Raw genomic sequence first — 11,623 nt, forward strand, 5'->3', positions numbered from 1 at the left:
ATAGTTTTTATTTCTTGCTGAGGATTTCAAGCGTTTCAAGTAAGTTATCTGCATGAACTTCGATGGTATCACCAGTCGCTTTAATCTTCACTTCTACGATGCCATCGGCTGCTTTTTTACCAACAGTGATACGAATCGGCAATCCAATCAAGTCGCTGTCGCTGAATTTAACACCGACACGTTCATTACGGTCGTCTGTCAAGACTTCGTAACCAGCTCCCATCAAGCTTGCTTCAAGCTTTTCTGTCAAGGCTTGCGCTTCTTCATCCTTGACATTGACAGTAATCAAATGCACATCAAATGGTGCCAATTCTTTAGGGAAGTTGATTCCCCAAGCGTAACGGTATTCACCTTTTGGCGTTTTGTTAACAAAGAGGCGAGCGTGTTGCTCCATAACAGCTGAAAGGAGACGGCTGACACCGATACCATAACATCCCATGATAATTGGCACAGCACGGCCATTTTCATCCAAAACATCTGCTCCCATGCTTGCTGAATAGCGAGTGCCGAGTTTGAAGATGTGACCAATTTCGATACCACGCGCAAAGTTAAGGACACCTTGTCCGTCTGGAGAAATTTCACCCTCACGAACTTCACGGATATCCACATATTCTGCAATAAAGTCACGACCTGGGTTCACACCAGTCAAGTGATAGCCATCTTCGTTAGCACCCACAACTGCATTATGGACATCTTGCACCTTACGATCTGCAATAATTTTAACATTCTCTGGCAAACCAACTGGTCCAAGTGAACCAAAACCTGCTTGAACAAGATTTGCCACTTCTTCTTCGCTAGCAACGTCAAAGAAATCTGCTCCCAAATGGTTTTTCAACTTAACTTCGTTAAGTTGATCATTTCCAACTAGAAGGGCCGCAACAAGCTCACCATCTGCCATGTAGAAAAGAGTTTTAATCGTTTGTTCTTCTGGAACGTTTAGGAAGGTTGCCACTTCATCAATTGATTTAACATCTGGTGTTGCAACACGAGTCACTTCTTCTTCAGCGACAACACGGTTGCTTGGTTTGTACTCGTTTGTTGCCATTTCTAAGTTAGCCGCATAGCTAGACTCACTTGAATAAGCAATGGTATCTTCACCAGAAACCATCCATTTGAGCAATTCTGCCTTGATTTCTTCTTGCACTTCTGCAGGGATTTCGTCAAATGAGGCAACTGACTTGTCCAAGACAACCCAGCGGTCAAGGTCTGTACGAGCAGGTGTAATGGCCATAAATTCTTGGCTATCCTTACCACCCATGGCTCCACCGTCACCAATGATAGCCTTGAAGTCTAAACCACTACGAGTGAAAATACGCTCATAAGCAGCCTTGTACTCATCGTAAACACTGTCCAAGCTATCATAGTTAGCGTGGAAACTGTAAGCATCCTTCATGATAAACTCACGTGTGCGAAGAAGTCCATTACGTGGGCGTTTTTCATCACGATACTTAGGTTGGATTTGATAGAGATTGAGTGGTAATTGCTTGTAAGACTTGACAGAATCACGGACAATAGCTGTAAAGGTTTCTTCGTGAGTTGGACCTAGGATAAAGTCTGATTTTTCACGGTTTTTTAGTTTGTAAAGGTCCTCACCATAAGTTTCGTAACGACCTGATTCGCGCCACAATTCTGCACTAAGAAGGGCAGGAGCCAACATCTCAACTGCACCAATCTTATCAAATTCTTGGCGCATGATGTTTTTGGCTTTTTCAATCACACGGTTGGCAAGTGGTAAGTAAGAATACACACCTGCTGAGACTTGGCGAACATAACCAGCTCGCAACATAAGAGCATGGCTAATAACTTGAGCATCGCTTGGCATTTCGCGAAGCGTTGGGATAGGCATTTTACTTTGTTTCATAATATTCCTCGATTATCTAAAAAAGAGTCGCATAATGTCATTCCAGGTCACAGCAATCATCAGAACAACCATGATGACCACTCCGGCCAAGGTGACATAGGTTTCAATTTCTTGTTTTAATGGTTTGCGGCGGATGGCTTCTAGGATATTGAGCACAATCTTACCACCATCCAGGGCTGGAATCGGAATAAGATTAAAAATCCCAATATTGATGGAAATCATTGCCAAGAAGTACAAGACATTCTCAATTCCATTTTTAGCAGCATCACTACTTGCCTTAAAGATGGCAACAGGTCCACCTAGTTTGTTCAAATCTGGTTGGAAAATCAAATTTTTCAGTGCTGACAGGATTCGGAGAGCCGAGTCGGCTGCAGTTGTAAAACCACCTACAAACATGGATAGAAAATCTGACTTAATTCCCGGTTGAACACCTAGAAGGTAACGGCCTTGACTTTCTTCCGGGGTAACTGTTACTTGTTTGTCACTACCCTTTTCAGAAATAGTCACATCCAAGGTCGGGGCCGTCTTATCTTTGGTTTCTGATTCCACAGCCTGAATCAAACTTTCCCAGTTGCTAATCTCATGTGAGCCGATCTTGGTAATCTGAGCCGTTTCTGGCACTCCTACCTTAGCCAAGGCCCCTTGGGGCATAATATGGAACTGGTTGGTATCAACATCTCTGACACCACCCTGCATAAAGATTAAAATCCAAAAAACAACAATACCTAAGATAAAGTTATTCATAGGTCCTGCAAAGTTGGTAATCAGTTTGCCCCAGATAGTTGCATTTTGATATTGAACATCTAAGGGAGCAATCCGAACCTCAGTACCATCTGCTTCCACAACCGTTGCATCGTGATCCACTGCAAATGTTTTTTCTTCTTCCAGAACCAATCCTTTGATAAAGAGCTTGTCTTCAAAGTCAAACTGGGTCACCTGCATAGGAAGAGCTGTTTGATCCAATTTTTTACCTGAGAGATTGATGCGTTTAACCTTACCATCATCAGTAAGCGTCAAACTGACAGGAGTTCCTGTCTTGATTTCAGTTGTATCATCACCCCAACCGGCCATACGAACATAGCCCCCAAGAGGCAAGATTCGAATGGTATAGGCCGTCCCATCCTTGCCAATATGAGCAAAGATCTTGGGCCCCATACCAATAGCAAATTCACGCACTAGAATCCCTGATTTCTTGGCAAAGTAGAAGTGCCCGAACTCGTGCACCACCACAATAATCCCGAAAACCAGAATAAAGGTTAAAATTCCGAGCATAGTATTTCCTCCGTCTTTTGATTAAAAGAGTCCAAACAAGTGCATGATTGGAAATACAAGTAACATACTATCGAAACGATCCAAAACACCACCATGTCCAGGAATAAATTTCCCAGAATCCTTGACACCAAAGTGACGCTTGATCGAACTTTCTAGTAAATCACCAAATTGTCCAGCAATGCTAAAGAAAATAGCAAAGACTGACATCTTGTAAATTCCATACGGAAGAGCAACTGTACTGTCAAACATCATAAAGATGATGGTTACTAAAATAGCACCTAAAATACCACCCAAGGCACCCTCAAAGGTTTTATTTGGAGAAACTGTCGGAGCTAATTTTCGTTTACCATAGTTCATCCCAACAAGATAGGCACCACTGTCTGTCGCCCAGACGATACACAAGGCTAAGAGTGCCTTATCTAAACCTGCAACGCGAGCATCTAGTAAAGCATTAAATCCAAAGCCAACATAGAAACTCATAGCAAGAGGGAAAACAGCGTCCTCAATCGTATAAGACTTGCTAAAAACGGTCGTTCCTAACATGATTGAAATCAAAACACTGTAGGCAACCACATTCCCATCAACTGGCAAAAAAGTCAGGTAATTCTCCAAGGGAATGGTCAAGGCAAAGGTTGCAAAGAGGGTCAAGAGACCCTCCATCGTCATGGTCTCTAGACCTCTCATCTTCAAAAGTTCATGCATGGCTAGCATGGCTATGATTCCAATTGCTATCTGAAGCAAGAGGCCACCAATCATTAAAATTGGTAGGAAAATAGCCAGGGCAATCCCTGCAAACAAGGTTCTTTTCTGTAAATCCTGTGTCATATTACCTCCTAAACTCCTCCAAATCGGCGTTGTCGACGATTGTAGGCAAGAATAGCTTCCTGCAAGGCCACCTCGTCAAAATCAGGCCACAAGGTATCCGTAAAATAGAGCTCACTATAGGCTCCCTGCCATGGAAGGAAATTGCTCAAACGCAATTCTCCACTAGTACGGATAATCAAGTCTGGATCTCGTAAGTCCTTAGGTAAATGCTGGGTAAAAAGATAATTACCAATCAATTCCTCTGTGATGTCGCCTGGGTTGATTTTGGCATCTAACACATCCTGGGAAATCAATTTAAGAGCTTGTGTAATCTCAGCACGTCCACCATAGTTGAGGGCAAAATTAAGAATCAAACCTGTGTTGTTCTTAGTCAATTCCTCAGCCTTGGTCAGAGCTTCAAAGGTTTGCTTAGGTAGGCGGTCCGTTTCCCCAATCATTTGAATCTTAACATTATTAGCATGCAATTCCGGGACATAATTATCATAAAACTCTACTGGCAAGTTCATGATAAACTTGACTTCCTGATCTGGACGGGTCCAGTTTTCCGTAGAAAAAGCATAGACCGTAATAACCTTAACGCCTAGTTTGTTAGCGGTCTTGGTCACAGTTTGCAATGCTTCCATGCCCGCCTTATGTCCGAAGACTCGCGGTTGCATACGTTTTTTAGCCCAACGGCCATTGCCATCCATGATGATGCCGATATGAGCAGGAACCTGTGTCGGAACCTCTACTTCCACAGCCTTATCTTTCTTAAAAAATCCAAACATGATCTTATTCCTATTCAAAAATCTATCGTTTCATTATACCATATTTCCCTATTTTCTTCTATCACTAAGCTATTTATTCTCAGGCACCAAGCCCATTTTTCAAAAAAATAAGTCGCCTGATTGGGCGACTCTATTTTTTATAGGGAGATTATTATGAAAAAGTTTTAGGAGTTTAAGTTAAGGTCTTCTTAACTTATGAACTTAGTATACACTTCCTAGCTTAAAGTTTCCTTAAGTATTTTTAAAAATCAAATTTTTCCATTTCTCCTGCCAATTTTTCTTGGATAGACGTGTTCGATAAAGTTCCATTCGGTCTTCATTCTCTAAAAAATGAGGAGTTGGACGAACTTGAAAATTCAAAATATCCTCCAAACCATAAGGTGCATAGAGTTCAAAATCTAATTCTTCATTCAAGCGCAGTCCAACTGCCGTACACCGTTCTGGATACTTACTCATAGCATCACAAGAGCTGCTATAGGGAGCAGTATGAGGGCTGTGCTGGTGCATATAGACCTGATTTTTCAATTCCCACTGGTACTGAGGAAAGTCCTCTCGCAGTTTTTTCTCTAGGGACAGGGTTTCCTCATAAGAAATATCCGGATCAAAGAAAATCACATCTACATCTGTTTCAAGATCAAATGCTGGTCTCTCTGACAAGAGATTCCAGATAAAATTTCTGACAGAACCTGCTGCCAACCAAGAATCTTTCAGACCAAGGTTTCGGATGATAGTCAAAATAGCCATCATATCCGGATTTTCTCTGAAAGAGTCTAAAATTTCAGCCTTATTTTTCAATATATTCATACCCTAAATGCTCATATGCCTTAGCAGTCGCCACCCGTCCAGAACGTGTCCGCATGATAAAACCTTTTTGAATCAAGTAGGGCTCATACATGTCTTCAACTGTCTCACGCTCTTCTGCTATGTTAACAGAAATAGTTCCTAGACCAACAGGACCACCACCGTACATCTCAATCATGGTGCGAAGGATTTTCTGGTCCACATAGTCCAGACCTTCATGGTCAACATCCAGCATAGTCAAAGCCTTATCAGTAATAAGATCATCGATAACCCCATTCCCCATAATCTGGGCAAAATCGCGCACGCGTTTGAGGAGACGATTGGCAATACGAGGGGTTCCACGACTACGTAGGGCTAATTCAGATGCTGCCTCATGAGTGATTTCCATCTCAAAAATATCTGCCGTCCGCTCAACAATTTCCGTCAAGTCAGCATGGGCATAATACTCCATGTGACCTGTAATTCCAAAACGTGCCCGTAGCGGATTTGAGAGCATACCAGCCCGAGTCGTCGCACCAATCAAAGTGAAAGGTGGCAACTCCAAATGAACACTGCGACTGCCTTCACCAGCCCCAATCATGATATCAATGTAGAAGTCCTCCATGGCACTATAAAGCACCTCTTCCACTGACATTGGCAAACGATGAATCTCATCAATAAAGAGAACATCCCCAGGCTCTAAGTCATTCAAAATCGCTACCAAATCACCGGCTTTTTCAATGACTGGACCCGAAGTCTGCTTGAGATTGACACCTAGTTCGTTGGCAATAACAAAAGCCATGGTCGTTTTTCCCAAGCCTGGAGGGCCAAATAAAAGCACATGATCCAGCGCTTCATCCCGCATTTTGGCAGCTTCTATAAAGATTTGAAGCTGGTCCTTGACCTTATCCTGCCCAATATATTCACGTAAATACTGAGGACGGAGCGTGCGTTCTACTAACTCCTCGTCCCCCATTATCTCATTATCTAAAATTCTACTCATGGCTCTATTATATCAAAAAACCAAGCCACAAACAAAAAAGCCACCTGATTGGGTGACTCCAGAGTTTAGCACCTATGTGGTATAACATTCTACGGCACTGCTACACCGCCTACGAAAGGAGGTGAGATAGCCCATACTCAAAACTATCATCGGACCAATTGTGGTCGGTGTCGTTCTTCGCTTAGTCGATAAATGGCTAAACAAGGATAAATAGTGTCAAAAAAGACCCCTAGCTTATTTGGTCGTGAGCTTGGGGCCTTTTCTAGCCTATGATATAGAACTAGTACTCAATTCCTTTTTATTATCCCATAGTTCACAAAATTTTTCAAAGGTTTATATTCGTGGCTTTTCAAGCTTTAACCGCTGTACAACAATATGATGACTCACTCCTTGAAAACCAAGAGCATTATTACAGTAGTTCTAGTCCTTCAATTAACAGTCACTTAAATTCAAAGTAAGGTTGAAGTAGCTGAAGCGACAACAGACCTATTTATTAGTCATATTCGCTAAAAAAAGTCCCCGCCAATTCCCCGACCAAAATCCGAAAAATATCGGAAAATGATTTTTAGAATAGTCCCCAAAATCCTGAAATAGAGCCAAAAAACTCCACCTGATTGGGTGGAGTTAAGGGAGATTATTATGAAAAAGAAAAGTTTAGGATTTTATTAAATAAAGTTAGGAGGTCTTTATTTAATAACTATATGTTACAAGACAAAGCTTAAAACTAGCTTAACTTTTCTCATATTTTACTATTTTGCAAAAAATTTCTATCACCATCACCTACCTACGAAAAAAGCCACCTGATTGGGTGACTTCATTAGGAGATTATGATGAGAAAAGTTTTAGGATTTCATTAAATAAAGTTAGGAGGTCTTTATTTAATGACTATATGATACTAGACCAGCCTTAAACTTTGCTTAAGAAAAAACAAGTTTTATTATTTTTCTCGATTCATCCAAGTCATTCCTATACAATTATAGGTGGATAAGATTTCAAAGCCCATAGAACGATAGAATCCCAAGGTTCTTTCTGTCTGGTCTGTCACCAGCTGGACTTGATAGGCATCTTTGTAATCCTCTAAAGCCTCTTTCATCAAGGCGCTACCAATCCCTTGACGCTGATAGATTGGTAAAACAATTAAATCCTGAACCAATACTGATGAGAATCCATCGCCAACCAAACGAATCAAGCCTACCACAGCATCGCCATCAAGTGCCACATAAATCGCTAATGAATGAGATAAGGCCTGCTCCAGCATCTCTGGTTGATGGGTATAATTTGTCCAACCGACAGCCTGATAGAGATGCAAAACATCCTCTAGCTTGACAATTTCTTGCTTTTTAATAGTAATCATCTCAACACCTCTTAAAGGTCTCTCAAGCTCTTGTACTGCTGTCCATTTTTATCAAAGTTTTCAGGAGTCAGCCATGCTATCAAACGAGATTTGACTTTGGGCCAGTCCTTATCAATCATAGACAACCAATCCGTATCCCTCGTACGCTCCTTATAAACCACTGCCTGACGGAAGGTTCCTTCATAAATAAATCCCAAACGCTCCGCAGCTCGTCTGGATGGCAAATTAAGAGAATCACATTTCCACTCATAGCGACGATAGTGGAGTTCTTCAAAAACATAGCGAGCGAGGAGATACTGGGCTTCAGTTCCTATCCGTGTTCCCCTGAGCTCTGGAGAAAAAGTGATCGCCCCCACTTCTATCACTCGGTTATTCTGATCAATGCGCATGAGAGAAAAAGTTCCCAAAGCCTTACCAGTTGACCTATCTATAATTGCATAGTAAAAACGGTCCTTACGAGCTAACATCTGATTTAAAAGGCTAACCAGCTCCTCCATATCTGCTACTGGTTCCTGAAAGAGGTAGGTCCACATCTCCCGAGGCGTATCAGGGCCATAAACAGCTAATAAATTCTCCGCATGCTTTTCCACTGAAAGAGCTTCTATTCGAGCATAACGCCCTTCTAAGAAATCAATAGAAGGCAGTTCACCTGGTGTATAACCTTCAATTGACTCACCAATCATTTGACCATATTCATTTACTGGCATAGCTTTCTCCTTGTTTTACTTTTCAAACTTTATAGTTGCCCATAGTATACCATACTTTCATAAGAAGATTCAAAAAATCCCCCAGATTCTACTCTGAAGGATTCCTATCTTATTTCACAACGATATTTACCAGCTTGTTAGGTACACTAATCACTTTCACGATGTCCTTACCGTCAATTTCTGCTTTGACTTTTTCGTCAGCCAGAGCAATTTCTTGCAATTCTTCGCGTGATAGATCTTTAGCAACCATGAGTTTGGCACGAACTTTTCCTTTGATTTGGACAACGATTTCGATTTCGTCTTCAACTAGTTTGCTTTCGTCCCATGTTGGCCAAGCTACATAAGAGATTGATTCTCCTGTTGCTGCAAGAGTTTGCCAGAGCTCTTCTGCCAAGTGAGGCGCAAACGGTGCAATCAATTGGATGAATCCTTTTGCGTAGTCTACATAAAGTTTGTCTTCCTTGTTGGCCGCGTTGACAAAGACCATAAGTTGGGCAATAGCTGTGTTGAATTTGAGGGACTCAATTTGTTCTGTGACAGCTTTGACTGTTTCGTTGTAGACCTTGTCAAGAGCACCATTGTTTTCCGCAGCGATTTCTTTACTTGTAATCAAACGGTAAACACGATCCAAGAATTTACGGCTTCCTTCCAGACCTTCTTCTGACCAAGCAATCGAAGCATCAAGTGGTCCCATAAACATTTCATAAACACGAAGGGTGTCAGCACCGTATTGTTCCACCACATCATCTGGGTTAACAACGTTTTTGAGGGACTTAGACATCTTGGCTGGTGCTTGCTCCAACTCTTCCCCCGTTTCTACATGGAAGAAAGAACCGTCACGTTTTTCAACCTTATCAGTCGCCACAAGAGCCCCACGGTGGTCACGGTAACTTGTTCCCAAAATCATTCCTTGGTTAAAGAGTTTTTGGAATGGTTCCTTAGTTGGAACAACACCGAGGTCATAGAGGAATTTGTGCCAGAAACGAGCGTAAAGCAAGTGAAGAACAGCATGCTCTGCACCACCCACGTAGATATCTACTGGCAACCATTGTTTGAGAAGATCCTCATCAGCCAATTTCTCAGTATTGTGTGGATCAATATAGCGGAGGTAATACCAGCTTGAACCTGCCCATTGTGGCATAGTATTTGTTTCACGACGACCTTTAACACCATCTTCACGAGTCACTTCAAGCCAATCTGTCAAGTTAGCTAGTGGACTTTCACCAGTACCTGAAGGACGGATGTCCTTGGTTACAGGCAAGACAAGTGGCAATTCACTTTCAGGGACAGCTGTTGATGTCCCATCTTCCCAATGAATGATAGGAATTGGCTCACCCCAGTAACGTTGACGGCTAAAGAGCCAGTCGCGGAGGCGGTAAGTTACTTTCTCTTGTCCACAACCTTTCTCTTCCAACCAAGTCACAATCTTAGCAATGGCGTCTTCTTTGTTGAGTCCATCTAGGAAGTCTGAATTAACGTGAAGGCCATCTTCTGTGTAGGCAGCTTCTTCAACGTTTCCACCTTCAAGGACTTCGACGATTGGAAGGTCAAATTGTTTGGCAAATTCCCAGTCACGTTGATCGTGGGCTGGCACAGCCATAACAGCACCTGTTCCATAACTAGCAAGAACATAGTCCGCAATCCAGATTGGAATTTCCTTACCATTGACAGGGTTGACGGCATAAGCACCAGTCCAAACCCCTGTTTTTTCTTTAGCAAGGTCTGTACGAGCCAAGTCAGACTTGAGGCTAGCTTGGTGTTTGTAGTCTGCTACTGCCTCTGCTTGCTCTGGGCTTGTAATAGCGTCAACCAAGTCATGTTCAGGAGCCAAAACAGTGAAAGTCGCACCGAAAAGGGTATCAGGACGAGTCGTAAAGACTGTGAATTCCTTGTCTGTTCCCTTAACTTTAAAAGTTACATTAGCACCAGTTGATTTCCCGATCCAGTTGCGTTGCATGTCCTTGATAGACTCTGGCCAATCAAGTTCATCTAAGTCATTGAGCAAGCGCTCTGCATAGGCAGTGATTTTAAGCATCCATTGGCGCATTGGTTTACGGACAACTGGATAGCCTCCACGCTCAGAAGTTCCATCAGGAAGGACCTCTTCGTTGGCGATGGCAGTTCCCAATTCCTCAACCCAGTTTACTGGTACTTCCGCTTCATAGGCCAAGCCTTTTTCATAAAGCTTAGTAAAAATCCATTGAGTCCACTTGTAGTAGTTTGGATCTGTTGTATTGACTTCACGATCCCAGTCATAAGAAAATCCAAGCGCATTAATTTGGCGTTTGAAGTTGGCAATATTTTCCGCTGTAAACTCTGCTGGGTCATTACCTGTATCCATAGCGTATTGCTCTGCAGGCAAACCAAAAGCATCCCAACCCATTGGGTGAAGGACATTGTAGCCTTGCGCACGTTTGTAACGGCTGAGGATATCCGTTGCGGTATAACCTTCTGGATGTCCTACGTGCAGACCAGCTCCAGACGGATAAGGGAACATATCAAGAGCATAAAACTTCGGTTTTGAAGCATCTGTTCCTGTCTTAAATGTATGATGTTCTGCCCAGTAGCCCTGCCACTTAGGCTCAATTTCTTTATGATTGTAAAAACTCATGGTCTCTCTCCAATTTTGTGATGTTACTATTATACCATTTTTGAGGGAATTTGAAAGACGAGAAATGCTCTTTTGGACTTGGATTCCAAGAAAGACCGAATCGCAAATCCAGCTTATGTAACAGTATAAAAAATTAGCCCCCGTTTGGAGCTAACTTCTATCAATTATTTTTCTCTAGCATCTTCTCCCGTCCTAGTTCTCGGTAACTACTGTCGCCGACAACTTCTACGCTAAACTGGTCGTCCTCATATTCAAGGATCGTCACGCTACCATTATCGAGACCATGCGGATGCATGCCATTAATCAGATAAACAATGGTTCCAATGGTCATTCCATGGCTGACAACGAGAGCGTTGCCCCCACCTTTTTCTTCCATTTCTTTGGCAATCGCTTCAAAACCTTCTTTGATGCGGCCACTGAGTTTTTCCCAACCTTCAGCCCAA

General features: G+C 42.4%; 11 protein-coding genes. 1 reads left to right on the forward strand and 10 read right to left on the reverse strand.

The features are described 5' to 3' along the window. Positions 1–7: 7 nt before the first annotated feature. From PAN06_RS02120 to ruvB, 6 genes are all read right to left on the reverse strand, one after another. Complete coding sequence (locus tag PAN06_RS02120; RefSeq protein WP_269795462.1) at positions 8–1,861, reverse strand: proline--tRNA ligase; 1,854 nt, start codon at positions 1,859–1,861, stop codon at positions 8–10. Between the two features lie 12 nt (positions 1,862–1,873). Beyond that, the gene (rseP, locus tag PAN06_RS02125) at positions 1,874–3,133 is read right to left on the reverse strand and encodes an RIP metalloprotease RseP (protein WP_269795463.1); all 1,260 of its coding nucleotides are present in this window, start codon (positions 3,131–3,133) and stop codon (positions 1,874–1,876) included. Positions 3,134–3,154: 21 nt separating this feature from the next. Beyond that, the gene (locus PAN06_RS02130; RefSeq protein ID WP_049540615.1) at positions 3,155–3,958 is read right to left on the reverse strand and encodes a phosphatidate cytidylyltransferase; all 804 of its coding nucleotides are present in this window, start codon (positions 3,956–3,958) and stop codon (positions 3,155–3,157) included. Between the two features lie 8 nt (positions 3,959–3,966). Further along, positions 3,967–4,725, reverse strand: coding sequence for an isoprenyl transferase (locus tag PAN06_RS02135; protein WP_269795464.1), 759 nt, complete (start codon positions 4,723–4,725; stop codon positions 3,967–3,969). A gap of 231 nt (positions 4,726–4,956) precedes the next feature. Then, positions 4,957–5,529 carry a nucleotidyltransferase family protein gene (locus PAN06_RS02140; RefSeq protein ID WP_061864705.1) on the reverse strand — a complete coding sequence of 191 codons (573 nt, stop codon included), beginning with the start codon at positions 5,527–5,529 and terminating at the stop codon, positions 4,957–4,959. After that, a complete protein-coding gene (gene ruvB, locus PAN06_RS02145; RefSeq protein WP_125446747.1) occupies positions 5,510–6,508 on the reverse strand; it encodes a Holliday junction branch migration DNA helicase RuvB in 999 nt (332 codons plus the stop codon). Before ruvB ends, PAN06_RS02140 begins: the two co-directional genes overlap by 20 nt. A 133-nt stretch (positions 6,509–6,641) precedes the next feature. On the opposite strand from ruvB, the gene PAN06_RS02150 reads away from it, so the two are divergent. Further along, a complete protein-coding gene (locus PAN06_RS02150; protein ID WP_084819591.1) occupies positions 6,642–6,722 on the forward strand; it encodes a type I toxin-antitoxin system Fst family toxin in 81 nt (26 codons plus the stop codon). Positions 6,723–7,445: 723 nt separating this feature from the next. Here PAN06_RS02150 and PAN06_RS02155 read toward each other — a convergent pair. The 4 genes from PAN06_RS02155 to PAN06_RS02170 form a co-directional block, all read right to left on the reverse strand. After that, on the reverse strand, positions 7,446–7,862 hold the full coding sequence (locus PAN06_RS02155; protein ID WP_000628386.1) for a GNAT family N-acetyltransferase: 417 nt from the start codon (positions 7,860–7,862) through the stop codon (positions 7,446–7,448). Positions 7,863–7,873: 11 nt separating this feature from the next. Further along, the gene (locus PAN06_RS02160; protein ID WP_269795465.1) at positions 7,874–8,569 is read right to left on the reverse strand and encodes a GNAT family protein; all 696 of its coding nucleotides are present in this window, start codon (positions 8,567–8,569) and stop codon (positions 7,874–7,876) included. Positions 8,570–8,678: 109 nt separating this feature from the next. Further along, positions 8,679–11,180 (reverse strand): leucine--tRNA ligase, encoded by a 2,502-nt coding sequence (gene leuS, locus PAN06_RS02165; protein ID WP_269795466.1) that lies wholly within the window; start codon positions 11,178–11,180, stop codon positions 8,679–8,681. Positions 11,181–11,340: 160 nt separating this feature from the next. After that, on the reverse strand, positions 11,341–11,623 hold a 283-nt coding region (locus PAN06_RS02170; protein WP_269795467.1), incomplete at its 5' end, for a histidine phosphatase family protein.

It is taken from the genome of Streptococcus sp. SM3 (assembly GCF_027497875.1).

Bases quoted from the DNA above. Each gene is read 5' to 3' on its own strand.
- PAN06_RS02130 (WP_049540615.1), bottom strand. From the start codon at position 3,958: ATGACACAGGATTTACAGAAAAGAACCTTGTTTGCAGGGATTGCCCTG.
- rseP (WP_269795463.1), bottom strand. From the start codon at position 3,133: ATGCTCGGAATTTTAACCTTTATTCTGGTTTTCGGGATTATTGTGGTG.
- ruvB (WP_125446747.1), bottom strand. From the start codon at position 6,508: ATGAGTAGAATTTTAGATAATGAGATAATGGGGGACGAGGAGTTAGTA.
- PAN06_RS02135 (WP_269795464.1), bottom strand. From the start codon at position 4,725: ATGTTTGGATTTTTTAAGAAAGATAAGGCTGTGGAAGTAGAGGTTCCG.
- PAN06_RS02155 (WP_000628386.1), bottom strand. From the start codon at position 7,862: ATGATTACTATTAAAAAGCAAGAAATTGTCAAGCTAGAGGATGTTTTG.
- PAN06_RS02120 (WP_269795462.1), bottom strand. From the start codon at position 1,861: ATGAAACAAAGTAAAATGCCTATCCCAACGCTTCGCGAAATGCCAAGC.
- PAN06_RS02160 (WP_269795465.1), bottom strand. From the start codon at position 8,569: ATGCCAGTAAATGAATATGGTCAAATGATTGGTGAGTCAATTGAAGGT.
- leuS (WP_269795466.1), bottom strand. From the start codon at position 11,180: ATGAGTTTTTACAATCATAAAGAAATTGAGCCTAAGTGGCAGGGCTAC.
- PAN06_RS02140 (WP_061864705.1), bottom strand. From the start codon at position 5,529: ATGAATATATTGAAAAATAAGGCTGAAATTTTAGACTCTTTCAGAGAA.